The organism is Burkholderia sp. Bp9142 (genome assembly GCF_003853415.1).
In the GTDB taxonomy this organism is placed as follows: Bacteria; Pseudomonadota; Gammaproteobacteria; order Burkholderiales; family Burkholderiaceae; genus Burkholderia.
The window spans coordinates 1-20,144 of sequence record NZ_QTPP01000013.1; the positions used below are offsets into that span (position 1 = coordinate 1).

The window sequence follows — 20,144 nt, forward strand, 5'->3', positions numbered from 1 at the left end:
GTTCTTGTGCTTTGTGGCTGTTTCGGTCTTGTTGATTTTGCCGTCCTTTCTTCCGCTCTCTGCGCCGCACTTCAGCTTGGCCGCCCCCCCCCCCCCCCCCCCCCCCACCCCCCCCCGCCGCGCCCCCCCCCCCCCCCCCCGCGCGGCGCGCCCGCCCCCCGCGCCCGCCGCCCGGGGCGCGGGGGCGGCCCTGCCGCCGCCCGCCCCCCCCGCGGCGCCCGTCACGCCCCGCCCGGCCATCAGCCCACTTCGATAATCACCTTCAACGCATGGGTTTCGGCGGCGCGCCCGAACGTGTCGTACGCGCGTTCCACGTCGTCGAGCGAGAACCGGTGCGTGATCAGGCGCTTCGGATCGAGGCGCCCGGCGCGCACGGTCTTCAGCAGCATCGGTGTGCTGACGGTGTCGACGAGCCGCGTCGTGATCGAGATGTTGCGATCCCACAGCTTCTCGAGGTGCAGGTCGGCCTTGACGCCATGCACGCCGACGTTCGCGACGACCCCGCCGGGTGCCACGAGCGACGTGCACATCTCGAACGTCGCCGGAATGCCGACCGCTTCGATCGCGCAATCCACGCCGACGCCGTCGGTCAGCTGCATCACGTCCGCCACCGGGTCGCCGGTGCGGCCGTCGAGGCAGTCGGTCGCGCCGAAGCGCCGCGCGATCTCGAGGCGGTTGCCATCCGGGTCGATCATGATGATCCGCGCCGGCGAATAGAACTGCGCGGTCAGCAACGCGGCCAGCCCGATCGGCCCTGCGCCGACGATCGCGACCGAGCAGCCCGGCTGCACCTTGCCGTTGAGCACGCCGCATTCGAATCCGGTCGGCAGGATGTCGGACAGCATCACGAGCGCGTCCTCGTCCGCGCCCGGCGGGATCCGGTACAGGCTGGTCTGCGCATGCGGGATGCGCACGTACTCGGCCTGCGTGCCGTCGATCCGGTTGCCGAGAATCCAGCCACCCGTCGTGCAATGCGAGTACAGCCCGCGGCGGCAGTACTCGCAGCGGCCGCACGACGAGATGCAGGAAATCAGCACGTGATCGCCCGGCTTCAGCGAGTCGACCGCGGCGCCGACCTGCTCGACGACACCCACGCCTTCGTGGCCGAGAATGCGGCCCGGTTCGCACGTCGGCACGTCGCCCTTGAGGATGTGCAGGTCGGTGCCGCAGATCGTCGTGCGCGTCACGCGCACGATCGCGTCGGTCGGAGACTGCAGTTCCGGTTTGGGCCGCCGTTCGAGCGCCTTGCGCCCGGGGCCGTGATACACGAGTGCTTTCATCGCTGTTCCTCCATTGAAAGGTTGGCCTGTTCGTTCAGCGACACGGACGCATGCCGGCCCTGTGCCAGCAGCACCGCGAGCGCGCAGGACGCGACCCGCACGGCCACGCCGTCGGCGCGGCTCGTCAGCACGATCGGCACGCGCGCGCCCACGACGACGCCTGCGTTCGCGGCACCGCCCAGGTATTCGAGCTGTTTCGCGAGCATGTTGCCCGCTTCGATATCGGGCACGACCAGGATGTCGGCGCGGCCGGCGACCGGAGAATCGATCCCCTTGTCGCGCGCGGCCCGCTGCGATATCGCGTTGTCGAACGCGAGCGGGCCGTCGACGATCGCCCCCGTGATCTGGCCGCGCTCGGCCATCTTCGCGAGTGCCGCCGCGTCGAGCGTCGAACGCATCGCCGGATTGACGGTCTCGACCGCGCACAGCACGGCCACGCGCGGGCACGCCACGCCCAGTGCATGCGCGACGTCGATCGCGTTCTGCGTGATGGCCGCCTTCTGCGCAAGATCCGGCGCGATGTTTACCGCCGCGTCCGTCAGGATGAACGGCCGTGGATACGCCGGTGCCTCGATCAGGAAACAGTGCGACACGCGCTTGTCCGTGCGCAGGCCCGATGCCGCGGCGACGACCGCGCCCATCAGCTCGTCCGTATGCAGGCTGCCCTTCATCAGCGCGCCGGCACGGCCGGACGCCGCGAGTTCGACCGCGCGGGCCGCTGCCGCATGGCTGTGCGGGACGTCCTCGATCGTCCATTTCGCCAGATCGACACCCGCCTCGTCCGCCACGCGCAACACCTTCGCGCGCGGCGCGACGATCAACGGCTCGATCGATGCGCCCAACGGCGATGCGTCGATCGCGGCAAGCGTGGCGAGGCTCGCCGCATCGCACGGATGCACGACGGCGACGGCGAGCGGCGGCGCATGGCGCGCACGCGCGATCAGGTCGGGCAGCGCGCCGTCCGCACGCGGCAACAGGCCGGGCAGGCGCGCGCTGTCAGGTGTATCCGGATGCAGGTTCGCGTTCATTTCTCGAGCACGTAGTGGCCGGGCGCCGCGGCGAAGCCGGCGGCCGGCACGCGGGCCGGCACGTCACCCGACGAATGCGCGCGCAGCCAGTCGCGCCAGCACGTCCACCACGATCCGTCGACCGCCGGCGTTTCGCGCACGAAGTCGTGCCGGCTGCGATAAGGCGCGCCGGGCTCGCGCGTCGCGCAGCGATAGTGGCGTCCCGGATGGCCGGGCTCGGACACGATGCCGGCATTGTGGCCGCCCGACGTGAGCACGAAGGTCAGCGCGTGATGCGTGAGCAGATGGAGCTTGTAGACGGAACGCCAGGGCGACACGTGATCGCGCTCGGTGCCGACCACGAACGTCGGCACGTCGATATCCGACAGCGCGACCGGCCGGCCGTCGACGCAGTAGCGGCCGGCCGCGAGATCGTTGTCGAGGAAGAGCCGCGTCAGGTATTCCGTATGCATGCGATACGGCATGCGCGTGGTGTCCGCATTCCACGACATCAGGTCGTTCGGCTTCGTACGCGTGCCGAGCAGGTATTCGCTCATCATCCGCGACCAGATCAGGTCGCGCGCGTTCAGCAGTTCGAACGCGGCGGACATTTGCGCGCCGTCCAGGTAGCCCTGCCGCCACATCAGCGCATCGAGCGCGGACAGTTCGCTGGCGTCGATGAAGAGGCCCAGCTCGCCGGGTTCGCTGAAATCGGTCAGGGCCGCCAGCAACGTGACGGACCGCAACGCGTCGTGTTGCCGACCGTCGCGCGCGAGCGCCGCCGCGCCGATCGCCAGCAGCGTGCCGCCGAGGCAATAGCCGACCGCGTGGACGGCTTCGCCGCAGATCGAACGGGCGGCGTCGAGCGCCGCCATGCAGCCGTCACGCAGATAATCGTCGAGCCCGAGCTCGCGCGCTTCCGCGCCAGGATTGCGCCACGAGACGGCAAACACCGTGTAGCCGGAATCGACGAGGAAGCGGATCAGCGAATTGTGCGGCTGCAGGTCGAGGATGTAGTACTTCATGATCCATGACGGCACGATCAGGATCGGCTCGCGTGCGACGCCCGCCGTCGTCGGGTCGTACTGCAGCAGTTCGCACAACGCGTTGCGCCATACGACGCGCCCCGGCGTGATTGCCACGTCGTGCCCCGGCAGATAGCCGCGCGCGTCGCGGGCCCGCGTGCCGCTCGCGCGATCGAACAACGCATTCGCATCGTCCAGCCAGTGCCGGAAGCCTGCCGCGAGATTCATGCCGCCGCTGCGCATCGTCGCGTCGAGCACGACCGGGTTGGTCGCCAGGAAATTGCCCGGCGAGCAGGCATCGAGCCACTGTCGTGCGGCGAACCCGACCAGTTCCTCATGATGCCGTTCGACGCCCGGCACATCGCGCGTCGCGTCGTGCCACCAGCGCTGGATCGACAGGAAGCCGTCGCGATACGCGCGAAACGGCCATCCGGCCCACGCGGGTGCGGCGAAGCGGGGATCGGCCTCGCCGGCGTGCACGGCCAGGCCGCTCGCGTCCGCATCGTCGGCGTCGCCCTGCTGCGCCGACGGCGCAAGGGCGGCCAGCCACGCCTGGGTCGCGAGCTCGAAGCATTTCCCGGGCGCCACCGCCAGATGCGCGCTCCAGTCGAACATCGCCAGCGCCATCGACACGGGCGACAGCCCGAACGTCATCGCCGCCACGTTCGCATGCGCCGCGCGGTTCCATTGTTCGGCGGGCGTCGTACCGGCGCGCGAGCATTCGGTCACGCGCGATGCCGACTCATCCTCGCGCGGCGGCCGCCTCGACTCGCGCCCGAACGGCGCGCGCATGACGGACGCTTTCATCGCATGTGCATCCCGCCATTGACGTCGAATTCCGCGCCGGTCGCGAATGCCCCCGCGTCGGCGCACAGAAAGGCGACGAGCTCGGCGATTTCGCCGGGGGCGCCAAGGCGGCCGACCGGAATCTGCGGCAGGATCTTCGTGTCGAGCACCTCCTTCGGCACCGATTCGAGCATCGCGGTCGCCAGGTAACCGGGCGCGACCGTGTTGACCGTCACGCCGTGGCGCGCGAGCTCGAGCGCCAGCGCCTTCGTGAAGCCATGGATGCCGGCCTTCGCGGCCGCGTAGTTTGCCTGCCCGTATGCGCCGCGCGAGCCGTTCACCGAGCCGATGTTCACGATCCGCCCGAAGCCGGCTTCGATCATGCCCGGCACGAACGGCTTCGTCATGTTGAACATGCCGTCGAGATTGGTGCGCAACACCGCATCCCACATGCTCTTGGTCATCTTCACGAAGGTGGCGTCGTGCGTGACCCCGGCGTTGTTGACGAGCACGTCGACGCGCCCGAACTCGGCCAGCACGCGTGCCGCGCAGTGCTGGCACGAATCGTAGTCGGCAACGTCGACCTCGAACGCGTGGAACGTCCGGCCCGCGTCGCGTTCCTGCGTGAGCCACGTCGCGACGTGGTCGTTGCGTTCCGTGTGCGACACGGCCACCGTCATGCCGGCATCGTGCAGCCGCCGGCTGATCGCGGCGCCGAGGCCGCCCATTCCGCCCGTGACGAACGCGACACGCTCAGCGCGCATGACCGTTCTCCCGTGCGTCGGTGATGCCGTTCAGGCGCCGCGGCGCGACCGGCGCCCCGTCGTACGCGGCGGCCGCGTCCTCGATCCCGCGCTCCAGTGCCGCCATCCAGTCGGCCCACGGCATGCTGGCCTCGTTGACCACGGCCAGCCGCTCCAGGTCGGGCAGCCAGTCGGTCTGATAACCCGACAGCACGCCCGTGCCGTATTCGCGCAGCCAGCTGCGCCACGCGCCGGCGCTCTCGTATTGCGCACGCATGCACAGCTCGGCGGCGTCCTGCCAGATCGCGACGCTCGCGATCGCATAGTCGCGCATCACCTGCCGGGTTGCCGCGCCGAAGGCCGTCCACTCTTTCGTATCCGCAAGCGCCTGCTGCAGCTGGCGCACCGCGTGGCGGTCCCGCTCGATGCGCCGCCCTGCCAGCGCATGCCATTCATGCTGCCAGTCGCGGTTCAGCGCGGCCGTGCGCAGCGCGAGATCGCAGCCCGCGCGGCAAACGTCGTTCGGTGTCGTCAAAGCGTACGTGCTCATCGGCTTCCCTCCTTCGATCCGATCCATGGGTTGGCATCCCGCCTCATGCCGCCTGCCCGTGACCGGCATCGCGACTGCTTCACTGTGCGGGCATCGCGCGCGGCTGCCGTTGATCTGAGTCAAGTGCGAGGAAACCCTGCTCCGTAGACTGGATTGCACTGGCGGATCACCCGTCGATGGAGCGATTCCGATGAGCTACAAGAGCATAGTCGTGCACCTCGATACGAGCGTCCGCGCGCATTCGCGCCTCGAGCTCGCGTTGCGCCTCTCCCGGCGCTTCGGTGCGCATCTGACCGGCCTGTTCGCGGTCTACACGCCGGAGCCGCATTCGTTCTACGTGATGGCCGGGTCCGCCGATTACTTCCGCGCGCACCGCGAACAGCGCGACGAACGGCTCGCCGCGCTGGAGCGCCTGTTCCATGCCGAGACGGCACGCGCGAAAGTGCCGGCAGCCTGGGTTCGTGCCGACGAGCGCGCGAACCTGGCCGTGCCGCGCGCCGCACGTCTTGCCGACCTCGTGATTGCCGGCCAGAGCGACCCGAACGATCCCGAGACCTACATCGACGACCAGTTTCCGGAGACCCTCGTGTTGTCCGCGGGCCGCCCGGTGCTGTTCGTGCCGTACACCGGGGAATTCCCGTCGATCGGCGAACGGGTGCTCGTCGCCTGGGACGGCAGCCGGGAAGCCGCCCGCGCCGCGCATGACGCGATGCCCTTTCTCGAGCATGCCAAGCGCACGACGGTCGTCGCCGTGGTGGACGGCGACTCGGAAGCGGCGGCCACGCGGATCCCGGCCGCCGATGCCGCGTTGATGCTGGCGCGCCATGCGCCCGACGTGACCGTGCTCGACATCGGTGCCGGCCCCGGTTCGTCGGCCGGCGACACGCTGCTGTCACGGGCGTATGAAACGGGTTCCGACCTGCTCGTGATGGGCGCTTACGGTCATCCGCGCTGGCGTGAGCTGGTGATGGGCGGCGCCACGCGCACGGTGCTGGCGTCGATGACGCTGCCGGTGCTGATGTCGCACTGAGCCGGCCGATGCGTACGCTGGCGCTCCTCGTCGTCAATGCCGGTTCGTCGAGCGTGAAGTTCGCCGTCTTTGCGTATCCGCCGCACGGCGATCCCGCGCGGCGGCCGCTGCACGACGGCGAAGCGGTCGCGACCGGCAACGGCGTGTCGATCCGCTTCGATGCCGAGCCGGGCGACTCGCTGCCGCTGGTCGCGGGCGATCCCTACCGCGCCGTGCTCGCGCGGATCGCGATGTGGATCCGCGTGCAGCTGCCGCACGTCACGCTCGGCGCGATCGCGCATCGCGTCGTGCACGGCGGCGCGCAGTACGTGGAGCCGGTGGTCGTCGACGACACAGTGCTGGACGCGCTTCGCACGCTGACGCCGCTGGCGCCCTTGCATCAGCCGCACAGCCTGGACGCGATCGACGCGCTGCGCGACGCGTTTCCGGACGTCGCGCAAATCGCGGTGTTCGACACGGCGTTTCATCGCACGCTGCCACGTGTCGAGCAATTGCTGCCTCTGCCGCATGCGTGGTTCGACCAGGGCGTGCGCCGCTACGGGTTCCACGGGCTGTCGTACGAATACCTGGCCGTCGCGCTCGACGAGTCGTTCGGCGCGCGCGCGCACGGCCGGGTGATCGCGGCTCATCTCGGCAGCGGCGCGAGCCTGTGCGCGCTGCGCGACTGCCGCAGCGTCGCGACGACCATGGGCTTCTCCGCGCTCGACGGATTGATGATGAGCACCCGCTGCGGGACGCTCGATCCGGGCGTCGTCCTGCACCTGCTCGAGGTCGCGAAGCTGTCGGGCGACGACCTGGGGCACCTGCTGTATCACGAGTCGGGGCTCAAGGGCGTCTCGGGTGCGTCCGGCGATCCGCGCGTGCTGCTCGCGTGCGAAGCGGCCGGCGACACGCGGGCCCGCGATGCGCTGGCACTGTACGTCCATCGCATCGTGCGCGAGACCGGTGCGCTGAGCGCACTGCTCGGCGGCCTGGACATGCTGGTCTTCACGGCGGGCATCGGCGAGCATTCGGCGGAATTGCGCGCGCGGATCTGCGCGTCGCTCGGCTGGCTCGGCATCGCGCTCGACGCACACGCGAATGCCGACCATGCGCATGTCGTGTCGTCTCCGTCGAGCGCGGTCACGGTCGTCGTGGAGCCGACCAACGAAGCGTGGGTCGCCGCGCGCGCCGCGGCGCGCGTGCTTCGCGGCAACCGCGACGGTTGATCCAGATCAGCGCGATCGGCCCGCATGCGCCGATGATGATTGCATCGACCTCGTTTCAAGGGAAACGCCATGTACTCGAACATTCTGGTTGCGCTCGACGGCAGTGACACGTCGTCCCGCGCACTCGACGCCGCGCTGAACCTCGCGGCGGAGACGGGTGCACGGCTGACCCCGGTCTATGTCGTCGATGTGCTCGTGCCGGCCTACGACGCGTACGGATACGATCCGTCGATCCTGATCGATGCATTCCGCGAGGAAGGACTGCGCGTCACGGAGGACGCGGCACGACGCATGAAGGCGCGCGACGTGGCCGGCACCCCGCAGATTTCCAATGTCGCGCCGGCGGGCGAGGACGTCGCGCAACGGATCGCCGGCCTCGCCGGCGAGCTCGATGCCGACCTGATCGTGCTCGGCACGCACGGCCGGCGCGGCTTTCGCCGCCTCGCGCTGGGCAGCGTGGCCGAACGCGTGCTGCGTCATGCCACGTGCCCGGTCCTGATGATTCCGGCGAGCTGCGCATCCGGGGCATCCGCCGAGACCGCCGCGGCATCAACCGAAAAGGAGCCGTCATGAGCTACAAGACCCTGCTCGTCCACCTCGACGACAGCGAGCGCTGCAAGACGCGCGTCGACCTCGCGCTCGAACTCGCGGGACGCTGGAATGCCCACCTGATCGGCCTCTACGTGGTCTGTCAGGACCTCTTCGAGCCGTTGCGGCGGCCTGACGAGCCGCTCAAGCTCGCCGTCTATGAACGCCTGTGCGAGCAGCGGCGCAAGGACGCGGAAGAAAGATTCCTGACGGCTGCCGAACGCGCCGGACGCAGCGTCGAATGGCAGGCGCCGGCCGGCGACGCGACCGATGCCGCGATCCTGCATGCGCGCCACGCCGATCTGCTGGTGCTGGGCCAGGAAGATCCCGACGACCGCATGACCTACGTGGCCCGCCATTTCATCGAGGATGTCGTGATGGGCAGCGGACGTCCGGCGATCGTCGTGCCCTACGCGGGCGACGTGCGAACGCTCGGCGAGAACGTGCTGATCGGCTGGGACGGCGGACGCGAAGCCGCGCGCGCGCTGGCCGATGCGCTGCCGCTGCTCGCCCGCGCGCGCTTCGTCAACGTCGAGACGGTGTCCCGCGGGCATCCCGATCCGGACAAGACGCCGGCGGGTGTCGATGTCGCCGCGTATCTCGAACGTCACGGCATTCGCGCGTCGTTCTCCACCACGCCGCGCGAACGGTCGGTGAGCGTGGGCGCGACGCTGCTGAACCGGGCGACCGACCTGCACGCGGACCTGCTGGTGATGGGCCTGTACAGTCATGCCCGCATGCACGAACGCGTGCTGGGCGGCGCGACGCGCACGATCCTCGAGACGATGACGGTGCCGGTCCTGCTGTCCCACTGAGCGAGTGAAAGCCGGCAGCCGCAAGCGGCTGCCCGCTTCCTGTCACGACCGTCACAACATGCCGGCGCACGCGCCCGGCCCCTCCCGTACGACCAGCACCGGCCGGTTCGCGATGCGCACCAGCGATTCGGCGACGCTGCCGAGCAACGCACGGCGCACGCCGCGGCGGCCATGCGTGCCCATCACGATCAGGTCCGCATCGCATTCGGCGGCGGCGCGCGCCAGCACGTCCGAAACGTCCTCTCCGCCTGCGTCGATCGTTTGCGCGATGCCGCGCACCCCGGACAGCCGAAACGCGGTTTCCGCGTCGGAGACCGCGATCGCGGCCTGGTCCGCGTCCAGTCCGGCCCGGTCGCGCTGGTCGATGTAGCCGCTGTCGACGTCGACCGGCCGGGGCGCATCCGATACCACGCACACGGCGATGATCAGGCTGCCCGAATCGCGGGCGAGCGAAATCGCCTCGTCGAGCGCGAGCCGCGCGCTGCGGCTGCCGTCGAGTGCCGCGAAGATCCTTTGGTACATGATGCCTCCCTGCCGTCGTCCGGGTTCGATCGGTTCCTCAAGCCAGTCTGATCCCGACGGACGCCTTGCCGTTGACGCGGGTCAAGCCCGCACGGCGCCGACCGTATGCATCGGCACCGATTGGCGAACGTTGCTGGAACGCGCACAATTTCGGGTGACATCGCGGTTCCGGCCCGCGGCGCTTTACGTGCGTCGCGCCCGGCCCGCCGCCGGCGAAATCCGTCAGGATGAACGGCAATGACAGTGAATGCGCCCTCCTTCAAGGGCGGGCCGGCTCCGCACCGGATTCGGCCCGCCCGATACGCAGCCATGGCCGCGCTGCTGACGCTGGCGCTTGGCCTGACTGCCACGTTTGCGGCTTCCCGGTCACTGCAGATCGCGGCCCGACAAGCCGACCAGGCAAGGTTCGAGCAAGCCGCGACACGCGCGACGGCCGAGCTCCGGCGCAGCCTCCTCGGCGCCACGGCCGTATTGCGCGGCGCGCGCGGCTTCGCGTCGACACTGGCAGCGCCGCAATCCGGGGCCGCGTGGCGCGGTTATCTCGCCAGTCTCGATCTGGACGGATTGCAATCCCCCGTCCGCACGCTCGGAAGAATCGAACCGAGCGCCGCCGCGGACGATCAGCCGACCCGGCTGGCACTGCAGCGGGCGGCGGAAACCGGCGAGGTCGCGATGGCCGCGAACGCGATCCAGGACAGCACCGGTGCGACGAAATCCCGGACGGAACTGACCCTGTACTTGCCGATTTATGCGGGTGCTGAAGACGGGGCGCTGTCCGGGCCACGGCACGCGCGCGCGACCGGATACGTCTACGCGTCGCTGAATCCGGATCGTCTCGTCGATTCGGCCGTGCTCGACCGGCTGCACATGGACATCATGGCCGACAATCCGGCGGCGCCCGTCTATTCAGGCGGCTTCGACGGCGGCGACGCCAGCGCGCGCCGCGATACGTTCACGCGAACCGATGCGCTGAGCTTCGGCGGCACGCCGCTCTCGCTGCGCTACAGCGCACCGCGCGCGGCCATGTCCGGCGCCGCGATGGCCGTGCTGCTGGCCGGCCTCGCACTGTCGCTGACGCTGGCCGCGCGCGTGCGGCAGGTCGCCGCGAAACGCGCGCCTCCCGCCGGGGCCGCCGTCGACAGCCCGCCCATCGATGACCGGATGATGGCCATCATCCGGTCATCGATGGAGGCCATCATCACCGTCGACGAAAGCCAGACGATCGTGATCTTCAACCCGGCGGCCGAGCGCGTGTTCGGCGTCTCCGCGACGGAGGCGATCGGTGCGCCGCTGTCCCGCTTCATCCCCGAGCGCTTCCGCGCCGCGCATGCGCGGCACGTCGAGCAATTCGGCGTGACCGGCGTGTCGGAGCGCCAGATGGGGCGGCAACCCGTGTTGTCCGGCTTGCGCGGCGACGGCACGGAGTTTCCGATCGAGGCGTCGATCTCGCAGATCCGCGACGGCACCGGCAAGCTGTACACGGTCATGCTGCGCGACGTCACCGAGCGGGTGCGGGCGGAAAACGCCCTCAAGCAGTCGCGCGAGGAACTGCGCGAGCTGTCCGCCAACCTGCAGAACGTGCGGGAGGAAGAGAAAACGCGGATTGCGCGCGAATTGCACGATGACCTCGGTCAGCAGCTCACCGCGCTCAAGATGGACCTCTCCGCCGTCGAACGGGGGCTCGCCGGTGTCGTCGCCCCCGACGCCGGCGTGCGCGAGCAGTTGGGCGGCATGCATCGCCTGATCGATTCGACCGTTGCGTCGGTCCGGCGCATCGCGGCCGATCTGCGGCCGGTGATGCTCGACGACCTTGGGCTCGTCCCGGCGATCGAATGGCTTGCAAACGATTTCACGCGTCGCTACAAGATCACGGTCGACCGCGACATCGCGCCCGTCGGTACCGCGTTCACCGGTGCCGGCGCAACCACGCTGTTCCGCATCGTGCAGGAGGCGCTGAACAACGTCGCGCGGCACTCGGACGCGACGAACGTGAAGCTGGCATTGAAAGTGGAAGACGGTTGTTGCATGCTGCGCATCGCGGACAACGGTCACGGCGCGCCGGAGGACGCCGGCAACGTGCGGGATCGCCCGTCGTTCGGCCTGATCGGCATCCGCGAGCGCGTGCACATGCTCGAGGGGACGGTGACGATCGACAACCGGCCGGGAGCAGGATTCACGATCACCGTGGCGCTGCCGCTGCACGCCATCCAGCCAGGAGATGCGCTGTCATGATCAGGGTACTCATCGCCGACGACCATGCACTCGTCAGGGACGGCCTGCGGCACATCCTGCGGAACGCCAGCGGTTTCGACGTCGTCGGCGAAGCGCAGGACAGTGCTTCGACGATCGCGCTCATGCGCGGCACGGACGCCAACGTGCTGGTGCTCGACCTGTCGATGCCCGGCCGCAACGGTGTCGAACTCATCAAGCAGATCAAGGACGAGAAGCCCGCGTTGCATATCCTCGTGCTGACGATGCATGCCGAGCAGCAATATGCGGTGCGCGCGTTCCGCGCGGGGGCCTCGGGCTACATGACCAAGGAAAGCGCCAGCGCGGAACTGGTCGCCGCGCTGACCAAGATCGCCGGCGGCGGCGTCTACGTGAGCCTGGCGATGGCCGAGCAATTCGCGCAGAGCCTGAACGAGCCGACCGATCTCCTGCCGCACCAGCGCCTGTCCGACCGCGAGTTCGACGTCTTCCGGCGCGTCACCACCGGCGAGTCGATTGCCGAGATCGCGCAGGCGCTCTGCGTCAGCGTCAAGACCGTCAGCACGTACAAGACGCGGATCCTCGAAAAGATGCAGATGCCGAACGACACGGCACTCGTGCGCTACGCGATGCGTCACAAGCTGTTCGACGACCCGGACGAACTCTGACGGCGGCATCGGGCAGGGTCGAGTGCCCGCCCCCGCCCGGATTTCCCGAACGCAGCGGCGACGACGGCCAGGCCGGCGCGGCGACGACCCGCCCGTCCTCCGTGTCCGGCGCACGCCCGCGACAAGTTGCCGCACCCGTGTAGGAAATCACCTACAAGACTTCCCTCTCTCCTACCGCAACTTCAATTCCGGCTGATTTTCTTGACGCCGCGCAACATCCATACTGCACATCGAGAAAGACAAGCAAGCGTGCCTCCCGGAGCAAGGGCAGCATCGCCGTCGAGACTGGCGTATCGGTCTCCCGGCTCGCCCGGCGTGGCTTTTCCATCAGGAAGGCGGCAGAGACCAAGGCCGCCGGTACAACGGCCAGCGCGACCCTGCCCGACGGCGAGCCGACGCTGCCCCTCAACTGGAGCCGATCATGCAGAGCAGTGCCAACGTCTCGACGAACCTGCCGTTACGCCAGTTCATCCCGCTGCATCCCGTCGAACCGGCGGATCAGCCGAAGCGCTCCACCTCCCGCTGTTCGACGTGCGCATTGCGTACCGTCTGCATGCCATCCGACCTTTCGCCCGACGATTTCGCACGCGTCGACGCGATGATCTGCACGACGCGCCACGTCAAGCGCGGCGAAGCGCTGTTTCGCGCGGGCGACGCATTCAACAGCATCTATGCCGTGCGAACCGGGTCGTTCAAGACCATCGTGATGCATCGCGACGGCGACGAGCAGATCACCGGCTTCCAGATCGTCGGCGAATCGCTCGGGCTCGACGGCGTGCACACCGGGCGCCACAACGGCGACGCGATCGCGCTCGAGGACAGCACGGTCTGCATCATCCCGTTCGGCCAGCTCGAGCAGCTGTGCCGCGAAGTGCGGCCGATGCAGCATCACGTGTACCAGATGATGGGCGGCGAGATCGTGCGCGAATCCTCCCAGATGCTGCTGCTCGGCACGATGACCGCCGAGCAGCGCGTGGCCGCGTTCCTGCTGAATCTTTCCGCACGCTTCAAGGCGCGCGGCTACTCGGCCGCCGAATTCGTGCTGCGGATGACGCGCGACGAGATCGGCGAATATCTCGGGATGAAGCTCGAAACGGTCAGCCGCATGCTGTCGAAGTTCCAGCACAAGGGGCTCGTCGCGGCGCAGGGCAAGCAGATCCGGATCGTCGATTCGGAAGGCCTCCGGCAGATCTGAGCGCACCGCGGGAACGTCGGGCGGATCAGCCGCGCATGCCCAGCACGGCGGCGCCCGACACGCGCCCGCCGCGCAAGTCGTCGAGTGCGCGGTTCGCATCGGCCAGCGCGTAGCGCACGGCCTCGACCCGCAGCGGCATCGCATCGGCGATTCGCATGAACTCGACCGCATCCGCCCGCGTCAGGTTCGCCACCGACGCGATGCGGCGCTCGCCCCACAGCCACGCGTACGGAAAGCCCGGGATGTCGCTCATGTGAATGCCGCCGCATACCACGATCCCGCCTTTGTCGAGCGCGCGCAGCGCGGCCGGCACCAGCGCACCGAGCGGCGCGAAAATCAGCGCGGCATCGAGCGGCTCCGGCGGCGCCTCGTCGCTGCCGCCGGCCCATGCCGCGCCCAGTGACAGCGCGAGCTGCCGGGCCACGATGTCGCCCGGCTTCGTCAACGCAAACACCTTGCGTCCTTCGACCTGCGCGACCTGCGCGACGAGATGGGCTGCCGCGCCGAAGCCGTAGATGCCGATCCGGCGAGCGTCGCCCGCCATGCGCAAGGTTCGATAGCCGATCAGCCCGGCGCACAGCAGCGGCGCGGCTTCCAGATCGGAATAACGCCGCGGCAGGTGCACGCAATACCGATGATCGGCGACGGCGCATTCGGCATAGCCGCCGTCGATCGTATAGCCGGTGAATCCCGGGCTGTCGCACAGGTTTTCGCGGCCGGACCGGCAATACGCGCAATGCCCGCAGGTCGAGCCGAGCCAGGGGACGCCCACCCGGTCGCCGACGGCAAAGCCCGTCACGCCTGCGCCCAGTCGGCGCACCGTGCCGACGATTTCGTGCCCCGGAATCAGCGGGAGCTTCGGGTGCGCGAGCTCGCCGTCGACCACGTGGAGATCGGTCCGGCATACGCCGCACGCGTGCACGTCGATCAGCAGCTGGCCCGCCGCGGGCGATGGGTCCGGCACGTGCGCTTCGCGCAAATGCGGTGTCGTGCCGTCAAACATCATCGCAAGCATGCTCGCCTCCCCGCGCGATCGCTCTCGCGCGCTTCGCTTTCCAAGGCTAGTCGCCGCGCATCGCGCGCGCACCGCCCGGTGACGGGCGCTTGATGTGGGTCAACGGCCGCCGGACGGTTGCTGACACGATGAAGTGGCGTGACGCCGCCCGAGGCGGCGACCCTGGAGATAATCGAATGATATCCATTCCCCCCCTTGCCGCAAGCGCCCATCCCGAAGCGCAACTGAAATCGCTGCTGGGCTACGCGGTGCTGGCTCCGTCCAGCCACAATTCCCAGCCGTGGCGCTTCCTGGTCAACGGCACCACGATCTCGGTCTGCGCGGACCGCGTTCGCGCGTTGCCCGTGGTCGATCCGTTCGATCGCGAGCTGATCATCAGCTGCGGGGCGGCGTTGCTCAATCTGCGTGTCGCGCTCAATCACGCCGGGCTCGCCCACACGATCCGCACGTTTCCTTCCGAAGTCGACCCCGATCTCCTGGCGCTCGTCCGGGTCTGCGACGACGGCTATTCCGACGCGTCCCTCGGCGCGCTGTTCGATGCGATTCCGGACCGCGTCACGACACGCGCGCCGTTCGAATCGAGCCCTGTGCCGGAAGCAATCCAGCACGAGCTGATCGCGGCCGGCGTCGCGGAAGGTGCCGACGTCGCGTGCGTCGACTCGATCGCACACCGCGCGCGCGTCGCGGAGCTCGTTGGGGAGGCCGACCGCCAGCAGTTCGCGGACCCGCGCTTCCGGCGCGAGCTGGCGAGCTGGATCGATCCGCGCCGGCACGTCGATGGCATGCCCGCATTCGCGGCCGGCATGCCGGCGTTGCTGGATTTCGCGGCACCGGTGGTGACGACGGCGGTACGGACCTTCGATCTCGGCAACGGGCTCGCCGCGCTGCATCACCAGCTCGTCGGCGCATCGCCGTTGATCGTGTGCATCGCGACCGTGCGCGACGATCGCGAAGCGTGGCTCGCCGCCGGCCAGGCGCTGGAGCGGGTCCTGCTCGTCGCGACGCGCGCCGGTTATACCGCGTCGTACCTGAACCAGCCGATCGAGACGGCCGGGCTGCGTGCCCACCTGTCCCACATGCTCGGGCTGCGCGGCGAGCCGCAATTGCTGCTGCGCGTCGGGCGCGGCCCGCACACGCGGCATTCGCCGCGTCGCCCGCTCGACGAAGTGATCTCCTTCTCCTGATCTCGACGAGGAAACGAACATGAGCATCCTGCGTTGCGCCGCCTCCTGCGCGATTGCCGCGATTGCCGCGACGGCCGGCATGGCCGCCGCGCAGACGGCCGTGCCCGAGCCGACCGAACTCGTCGACGCGCAGCACTGCATGTTCTGCCATACGCCCGACGTGACGTTCCTCGGGCCGTCGTTCCACGAGATTGCGCAACGGTACCGCGGCGATCCGAAGGCCGCCGCGGAACTGGAACGCAAGCTGCGCGTCGGCGGCCGCGTGCACTGGGGCGACACGCCGATGCCGTCCGCGGTCGATCGCGGCGGGCCGCTGTCCCCCGACGACGCGCATCGGCTCGTGCAATGGGTGTTGAGCCAGTGACCGTCGCTCGGCCCTTTCATTCATGTCGATCATCGTCAAACGCGTTCCCGCCGGCATGGCACAAGGCAGCGCGCGCGCCCGCACCGTATCCGACGCACCGGCAGCAAAGACGCGCAGCAAACGGCTGCGGACACGGCCGGATGCGATCGTCGCCAACGGCGGCAGCCGGCGCATCCCGCGTCGCGCACGGCGCGTCGCCACAAGCCCGAGCCGCCCCCTTGCCGACGAAGACGCGACGCTGCTGCAGCGCGCGGGCATGCGCGGCATCCGGCTGCAACTCGACTACTGGAAAGTCGAAGCGCGCCTGCAGAATGAACGCATCGGCCATGCGGTCGTGATGCTGGTGTGCGCGGCGTCGGCAACGCGCGCCGGCACGCTGCGACGCTGCGCCGAAGCGGCGCTCCGTGTAGGAATCCGCTGACGGTATCCGCACGATTCCTACCGCAGCTTCGGGCAAGGCTGATTGAATCGCCCCGTGACGACGACGATACTGAGATCACCGAGAACGGTTGCACGACATACCGATCGCAGGCACGAGGAGAGACGTCATGTCACACGCCGACTACCGAACCGACCCCGACAACCCGCCCGACGCCGCTGCACTCGACACACTGGCACTCGTCGCTCTCGCGCGCGACGCCGGCATGCTCGTGATACTCGACGGACAGATCGGGCGCGAGCGGTACGAAAGCGTGACGGGATCGATCGCCACGCTGGCCCGCTTCGCCCAGGCGCTGCAGTTGTCGGTGCTCAAGGCCGCATGAACTGGATCGTGGCCATGTCGGGACCGGCGCCGCCATCCGGCGCGGCGGCATCGCCCCGACATTCGACGCCGCGGTCACGCGCGTACCGCCGTCCCGTCCGTCGGTCGATACCGGCTGCATCCAGATGAACGCGCGCCCGCGGGACCGAGCCCCGCTTTTCGCCCGGATTGCGCCCGGATGAAGCCGCGATGAACCGGCCCCTTTCCGGACGGATTGCCCGCATGCTCCCGGGCGTTGCGCTGCTCGCGGATTACCGGCGCGCGTGGCTGTCGCGCGACCTGTACGCGGGCATCGCGCTGTCCGCCGTGCTGGTGCCGGTCGGCATGAGCTATGCGCAGGCGGCCGGGTTGCCCGCCATCACCGGGCTCTATGCGTCGATCGCCGCGATGCTCGCCTATGCGCTGCTCGGCCCGAGCCGGATCCTCGTCCTCGGCCCGGATTCCGCGCTCGCGGCACTGATCGCGGGCGCCATCGCGCCGCTCGCCGGCCATGATCCGCAGCGCGCGATCGCGCTTTCCGGCGCGCTGGCGCTGTCGGCAGGAACGATCTGCATCCTGCTCGGCGCGCTCGGCCTCGGCTTCGTCACCGATCTGCTGTCACGCCCGATCCAGTACGGCTACCTGAACGGTATCGCGATCGCACTCGCGCTCGGGCGGCTGCCCGAGCTGTTCGGCATGCCGGTGTCGGGGGGCGACGTGTTTTCCAGCGTCCCGCGTATCGTGCATGCGTTCGTCGCCGGCCGTTTTTCTCCCGCTGCCGGTCTCCTCGGCGTCGCCGTGCTGGCGGCCATTCTCGTGATGAGACGCGTGATGCCGCGCCGGCCCGGCGTATTGATCGCCGTGCTGGCGGCTACGCTCGTCGCTCACTTCGCGCCTTTGCACGGCATCGCGACGGTCGGCGCGTTGCCGGCCGGCATGCCCGCCCCGCATCTTCCGGTCGTCTCGCTCGCCGACGTGGGCGCGCTTGCGTCCGGCGCGATCGCCGTTGCGCTGGTGTCGTTCGCCGACATCAGCATGCTGTCGCGCGCGCTGTCCGCCCGCGCGGGCGATGCGCCGGACCGCAACCAGGAACTGATCGCCTTGGGTGCCGCCAATCTGCTGGCCGGCGTGACGCAGGGCTGCGCGGTAAGCAGCAGTGCGTCGCGCACGCCGGTTGCGATCGCGGCCGGCGCGCAAAGCCAGGTCACGAATGTCGTCGCGGCCGCGTGCATCGCGATACTGCTCGTTGCCGCGCCGGCGCTGCTGACGTCCGTCCCGCGCACGGCGCTGGCCGCGGTCGTGATCTACGCGGCGTTCGGCATCGCCGACGTCCGCGGCGTCGTGCGGCTGTACCGGATGCGCCGCGGAGAATGCCTGATTTCGGTGCTGTGCTTCGCCGGCGTGATCGGCATGGGCGTCGTGCCCGGCATCCTGCTCGCCAGCGCGCTGTCGCTGCTGTCGTTCGTCTGGCGGGCCTGGCATCCGTACGATGCAGTGCTGGGCCGGCTGGCGGGCGTGCGCGGCTATCACGACATTGCCCGGCATCCGGACGCGGCGCAAACGCCCGGGCTCGTGCTGTTCCGTTGGGATGCGCCGCTCTTCTATGCGAACGTCGAGATCTTCCGCGAGCATCTGGAGGCCGCGATCGCGCGATCGGCGTGCCCGGTCACGCGCATCGTGGTCGCGGCCGAGCCCGTCACCGACATCGACGTGAGCGCCGCGGATCGGCTCGTGGCGCTGCACGAGGAACTCGGGGCGCGCGGCATCGCATTGAATTTCGCGGAGATGAAGGGGCCGGTGAAGGATCGGCTGCGCGCTTACGGCCTGTTCGACGTGTTCGGCGCCGCCAGTTTCTTTCCGACCGTGACCGATGCGGTTGCCCATCATGTGCGACGGCCGCACCGGCATGCGCGTGCCTGCAAAAGAAAGCGTGTCCCGCGCCGCCGCGTCTCGCAAAAGACGCGGTAGACGACAGGCGCACGAATCGATGCGGCAGTCGCCGCATCGCGCGGCGCGCCGGCCGGATCGACGCCGTCATCGACGCGCCCCGCCTGCGACACCCGCCGGTTCAGACCGTAAAGGTGTTCGACTTCCTCATCTCGATCCATGTCATCCCGGCGCGCAGCCCGTCGATCGCCGCCTCGCGCTCGGTTGCATGGAGCCTGCTGTGCGCGAACGTCCGCTCGCAGACGCCGTCCGGCGATGTGAGCGCGACGTGGATCCGGCAGCGGAAGCCGCCCGTTTCGGCCGTGGTCGTCTCGATCGCGACCGACCAGTCCGCTTCGTGAAGTTCGCCCGAAATTGTCATGTGACTTCCCTCCTGGCGCGGCGCGGGCTGCCCGTCCATCCGCCGCCGGCCCGACTTACTCGACCACCAGGTCGTCGACGACGGCGCGCACGCCTCGCGCGGACCACGCGGCACCGCGCACGGCCTTGCGTTCGGCGAACGAGCCGACCTTGCCGGACAGTCTCACCGTGCCGTCGTGCACGTCGACCACGATATGCTTTGCCTCACGCTCCGCGTGGCGCATGATCGCGCGCTTGATGTTGCCGCCGATGTCGGACGCACCCACCGTACCCTGCACCGCGATGTGGTCGGTCACGCCCGTCACGCTGCGCATCTGCGAGATCGACCGCACGGCCAGGTGGCTCTGGTACGCCCAGTCGACCTTGCCGGACAACGTGATCCAGCCGCGTTCGACCTGCACCTTGACCGCGTCGTCATGCAGTCCGACCGTCCAGTGCAGCACCGAGCGCACTGCTTTCGCGATGTCCTCGTCGGTGCGCACGTCGTCGTCCGGCAGATGCACGGTCATGTCGACGACGAGCGCCTTGACGCCGGCCACCCGGTTCGCCGCGCGCTCGATCGCCAGCTTCTCCGCATAGCTCGGCGGATGACCCGAAAGCGTCACGATCCGGTCGGCCACCTCGACACCGATGCGTGTCGCGTCGATCGCCGGGTCGGACTCCAGTTCATCCTGGACGTCCACCTTCAACTGCTTGTCGGTTTTCATCGTCTGCTCTCCTGTGAGCCGCGGCGCGCCTGTTCGCCGCACACAGCCAGATTTGCACACGCGCGGCTCCGGATCGCTGACGCAGGTCAACGGATGCCTCGCGCCGCACGGCGTGGCCGGCCGATGCGTCGCTTGACGGCGTTCAACCCGATGCGGCCCGGCCGCCTTATCGCGAGATCGCCGATGCGCGACGTTCCAGG

General features: G+C 69.3%; 21 protein-coding genes. 12 read left to right on the forward strand and 9 right to left on the reverse strand.

Annotation, left to right across the window (positions count from 1 at the left end):
- Window positions 1–239: 239 nt before the first annotated feature.
- The 5 genes from DIE22_RS16445 to DIE22_RS16465 are packed head-to-tail and all read right to left on the reverse strand — an operon-like array spanning window position 240 to window position 5,391.
- Window positions 240–1,280 (reverse strand): zinc-dependent alcohol dehydrogenase family protein, encoded by a 1,041-nt coding sequence (locus DIE22_RS16445; RefSeq protein ID WP_124497626.1) that lies wholly within the window; start codon window positions 1,278–1,280, stop codon window positions 240–242.
- A complete protein-coding gene (locus DIE22_RS16450; RefSeq protein ID WP_124497627.1) occupies window positions 1,277–2,308 on the reverse strand; it encodes a bifunctional enoyl-CoA hydratase/phosphate acetyltransferase in 1,032 nt (343 codons plus the stop codon). The genes DIE22_RS16445 and DIE22_RS16450 overlap by 4 nt, the downstream gene beginning before the upstream one ends.
- Window positions 2,305–4,119, reverse strand: coding sequence for an alpha/beta hydrolase (locus DIE22_RS16455; protein ID WP_124497628.1), 1,815 nt, complete (start codon window positions 4,117–4,119; stop codon window positions 2,305–2,307). Before DIE22_RS16455 ends, DIE22_RS16450 begins: the two co-directional genes overlap by 4 nt.
- Window positions 4,116–4,862 (reverse strand): beta-ketoacyl-ACP reductase, encoded by a 747-nt coding sequence (locus DIE22_RS16460; RefSeq protein ID WP_124497629.1) that lies wholly within the window; start codon window positions 4,860–4,862, stop codon window positions 4,116–4,118. The genes DIE22_RS16455 and DIE22_RS16460 overlap by 4 nt, the downstream gene beginning before the upstream one ends.
- Entirely contained in the window at window positions 4,852–5,391 is a 540-nt protein-coding gene (locus DIE22_RS16465) for a hypothetical protein (RefSeq protein ID WP_124605549.1), read from the reverse strand. Before DIE22_RS16465 ends, DIE22_RS16460 begins: the two co-directional genes overlap by 11 nt.
- 190 nt (window positions 5,392–5,581) lie before the next feature.
- Between DIE22_RS16465 and DIE22_RS16470 the strand changes: the two genes are divergently transcribed.
- The 4 genes from DIE22_RS16470 (at window position 5,582) to DIE22_RS16485 (ending at window position 9,032) form a co-directional block, all read left to right on the forward strand.
- Window positions 5,582–6,421, forward strand: coding sequence for a universal stress protein (locus DIE22_RS16470; protein WP_124497631.1), 840 nt, complete (start codon window positions 5,582–5,584; stop codon window positions 6,419–6,421).
- A gap of 8 nt (window positions 6,422–6,429) precedes the next feature.
- Window positions 6,430–7,629 (forward strand): acetate/propionate family kinase, encoded by a 1,200-nt coding sequence (locus tag DIE22_RS16475; protein WP_124497632.1) that lies wholly within the window; start codon window positions 6,430–6,432, stop codon window positions 7,627–7,629.
- Window positions 7,630–7,698: 69 nt separating this feature from the next.
- Window positions 7,699–8,202 (forward strand): universal stress protein, encoded by a 504-nt coding sequence (locus DIE22_RS16480; RefSeq protein WP_124605550.1) that lies wholly within the window; start codon window positions 7,699–7,701, stop codon window positions 8,200–8,202.
- Window positions 8,199–9,032, forward strand: coding sequence for a universal stress protein (locus DIE22_RS16485; protein ID WP_124497634.1), 834 nt, complete (start codon window positions 8,199–8,201; stop codon window positions 9,030–9,032). The genes DIE22_RS16480 and DIE22_RS16485 overlap by 4 nt, the downstream gene beginning before the upstream one ends.
- Before the next feature lie 51 nt (window positions 9,033–9,083).
- On the opposite strand, the gene DIE22_RS16490 is transcribed toward DIE22_RS16485, so the two are convergent.
- A complete protein-coding gene (locus DIE22_RS16490) occupies window positions 9,084–9,554 on the reverse strand; it encodes a universal stress protein (RefSeq protein WP_124497635.1) in 471 nt (156 codons plus the stop codon).
- A 237-nt stretch (window positions 9,555–9,791) separates the two neighbouring features.
- Here DIE22_RS16490 and DIE22_RS16495 point away from each other — a divergent pair, with 237 nt between their 5' ends.
- The 3 genes from DIE22_RS16495 to fnr all read left to right on the forward strand — a co-directional run bounded on the left by DIE22_RS16495 (window position 9,792) and on the right by fnr (window position 13,625).
- The gene (locus DIE22_RS16495) at window positions 9,792–11,786 is read left to right on the forward strand and encodes a PAS domain S-box protein (RefSeq protein ID WP_124605551.1); all 1,995 of its coding nucleotides are present in this window, start codon (window positions 9,792–9,794) and stop codon (window positions 11,784–11,786) included.
- Window positions 11,783–12,430, forward strand: a complete 648-nt coding sequence (locus DIE22_RS16500) for a response regulator transcription factor (RefSeq protein ID WP_124605552.1) — start codon at window positions 11,783–11,785, stop codon at window positions 12,428–12,430. The genes DIE22_RS16495 and DIE22_RS16500 overlap by 4 nt, the downstream gene beginning before the upstream one ends.
- A gap of 421 nt (window positions 12,431–12,851) precedes the next feature.
- Window positions 12,852–13,625, forward strand: coding sequence for a fumarate/nitrate reduction transcriptional regulator Fnr (gene fnr / locus DIE22_RS16505; RefSeq protein WP_124605553.1), 774 nt, complete (start codon window positions 12,852–12,854; stop codon window positions 13,623–13,625).
- 25 nt (window positions 13,626–13,650) lie between these two features.
- On the opposite strand, the gene DIE22_RS16510 is transcribed toward fnr, so the two are convergent.
- Entirely contained in the window at window positions 13,651–14,640 is a 990-nt protein-coding gene (locus DIE22_RS16510) for a zinc-dependent alcohol dehydrogenase family protein (RefSeq protein WP_124605554.1), read from the reverse strand.
- Window positions 14,641–14,816: 176 nt separating this feature from the next.
- Between DIE22_RS16510 and DIE22_RS16515 the strand changes: the two genes are divergently transcribed.
- The 5 genes from DIE22_RS16515 to DIE22_RS16535 all read left to right on the forward strand — a co-directional run bounded on the left by DIE22_RS16515 (window position 14,817) and on the right by DIE22_RS16535 (window position 18,898).
- Entirely contained in the window at window positions 14,817–15,824 is a 1,008-nt protein-coding gene (locus tag DIE22_RS16515; protein WP_124605555.1) for an Acg family FMN-binding oxidoreductase, read from the forward strand.
- Between the two features lie 19 nt (window positions 15,825–15,843).
- Window positions 15,844–16,188 (forward strand): c-type cytochrome, encoded by a 345-nt coding sequence (locus tag DIE22_RS16520; RefSeq protein ID WP_124605556.1) that lies wholly within the window; start codon window positions 15,844–15,846, stop codon window positions 16,186–16,188.
- Window positions 16,189–16,210: 22 nt separating this feature from the next.
- Window positions 16,211–16,609 (forward strand): hypothetical protein, encoded by a 399-nt coding sequence (locus DIE22_RS16525; RefSeq protein ID WP_260426687.1) that lies wholly within the window; start codon window positions 16,211–16,213, stop codon window positions 16,607–16,609.
- A gap of 127 nt (window positions 16,610–16,736) precedes the next feature.
- Window positions 16,737–16,952, forward strand: a complete 216-nt coding sequence (locus DIE22_RS16530) for a hypothetical protein (protein ID WP_124497642.1) — start codon at window positions 16,737–16,739, stop codon at window positions 16,950–16,952.
- 188 nt (window positions 16,953–17,140) lie between these two features.
- Window positions 17,141–18,898: a SulP family inorganic anion transporter gene (locus DIE22_RS16535; protein WP_124605557.1), complete on the forward strand. Its 1,758-nt coding sequence runs from the start codon at window positions 17,141–17,143 to the stop codon at window positions 18,896–18,898.
- Window positions 18,899–18,998: 100 nt separating this feature from the next.
- Here DIE22_RS16535 and DIE22_RS16540 read toward each other — a convergent pair whose 3' ends face one another.
- Together DIE22_RS16540 and DIE22_RS16545 are read right to left on the reverse strand one after the other, a co-directional pair.
- Window positions 18,999–19,238: a hypothetical protein gene (locus tag DIE22_RS16540; RefSeq protein ID WP_124497644.1), complete on the reverse strand. Its 240-nt coding sequence runs from the start codon at window positions 19,236–19,238 to the stop codon at window positions 18,999–19,001.
- 55 nt (window positions 19,239–19,293) lie between these two features.
- Window positions 19,294–19,944, reverse strand: coding sequence for a BON domain-containing protein (locus tag DIE22_RS16545; RefSeq protein WP_124497645.1), 651 nt, complete (start codon window positions 19,942–19,944; stop codon window positions 19,294–19,296).
- Between the last annotated feature and the right edge of the window lie 200 nt (window positions 19,945–20,144).

Excerpts from the sequence above, each read along its gene's own strand:
- DIE22_RS16445 (WP_124497626.1), bottom strand. The coding sequence starts at position 1,280 with ATGAAAGCACTCGTGTATCACGGCCCCGGGCGCAAGGCGCTCGAACGG.
- DIE22_RS16450 (WP_124497627.1), bottom strand. The coding sequence starts at position 2,308 with ATGAACGCGAACCTGCATCCGGATACACCTGACAGCGCGCGCCTGCCC.
- DIE22_RS16455 (WP_124497628.1), bottom strand. The coding sequence starts at position 4,119 with ATGAAAGCGTCCGTCATGCGCGCGCCGTTCGGGCGCGAGTCGAGGCGG.
- DIE22_RS16460 (WP_124497629.1), bottom strand. The coding sequence starts at position 4,862 with ATGCGCGCTGAGCGTGTCGCGTTCGTCACGGGCGGAATGGGCGGCCTC.
- DIE22_RS16465 (WP_124605549.1), bottom strand. The coding sequence starts at position 5,391 with ATGAGCACGTACGCTTTGACGACACCGAACGACGTTTGCCGCGCGGGC.
- DIE22_RS16470 (WP_124497631.1), top strand. The coding sequence starts at position 5,582 with ATGAGCTACAAGAGCATAGTCGTGCACCTCGATACGAGCGTCCGCGCG.
- DIE22_RS16475 (WP_124497632.1), top strand. The coding sequence starts at position 6,430 with ATGCGTACGCTGGCGCTCCTCGTCGTCAATGCCGGTTCGTCGAGCGTG.
- DIE22_RS16480 (WP_124605550.1), top strand. The coding sequence starts at position 7,699 with ATGTACTCGAACATTCTGGTTGCGCTCGACGGCAGTGACACGTCGTCC.
- DIE22_RS16485 (WP_124497634.1), top strand. The coding sequence starts at position 8,199 with ATGAGCTACAAGACCCTGCTCGTCCACCTCGACGACAGCGAGCGCTGC.
- DIE22_RS16490 (WP_124497635.1), bottom strand. The coding sequence starts at position 9,554 with ATGTACCAAAGGATCTTCGCGGCACTCGACGGCAGCCGCAGCGCGCGG.
- DIE22_RS16495 (WP_124605551.1), top strand. The coding sequence starts at position 9,792 with ATGACAGTGAATGCGCCCTCCTTCAAGGGCGGGCCGGCTCCGCACCGG.
- DIE22_RS16500 (WP_124605552.1), top strand. The coding sequence starts at position 11,783 with ATGATCAGGGTACTCATCGCCGACGACCATGCACTCGTCAGGGACGGC.
- fnr (WP_124605553.1), top strand. The coding sequence starts at position 12,852 with ATGCAGAGCAGTGCCAACGTCTCGACGAACCTGCCGTTACGCCAGTTC.
- DIE22_RS16510 (WP_124605554.1), bottom strand. The coding sequence starts at position 14,640 with ATGCTTGCGATGATGTTTGACGGCACGACACCGCATTTGCGCGAAGCG.
- DIE22_RS16515 (WP_124605555.1), top strand. The coding sequence starts at position 14,817 with ATGATATCCATTCCCCCCCTTGCCGCAAGCGCCCATCCCGAAGCGCAA.
- DIE22_RS16520 (WP_124605556.1), top strand. The coding sequence starts at position 15,844 with ATGAGCATCCTGCGTTGCGCCGCCTCCTGCGCGATTGCCGCGATTGCC.
- DIE22_RS16525 (WP_260426687.1), top strand. The coding sequence starts at position 16,211 with ATGTCGATCATCGTCAAACGCGTTCCCGCCGGCATGGCACAAGGCAGC.
- DIE22_RS16530 (WP_124497642.1), top strand. The coding sequence starts at position 16,737 with ATGTCACACGCCGACTACCGAACCGACCCCGACAACCCGCCCGACGCC.
- DIE22_RS16535 (WP_124605557.1), top strand. The coding sequence starts at position 17,141 with ATGAACCGGCCCCTTTCCGGACGGATTGCCCGCATGCTCCCGGGCGTT.
- DIE22_RS16540 (WP_124497644.1), bottom strand. The coding sequence starts at position 19,238 with ATGACAATTTCGGGCGAACTTCACGAAGCGGACTGGTCGGTCGCGATC.
- DIE22_RS16545 (WP_124497645.1), bottom strand. The coding sequence starts at position 19,944 with ATGAAAACCGACAAGCAGTTGAAGGTGGACGTCCAGGATGAACTGGAG.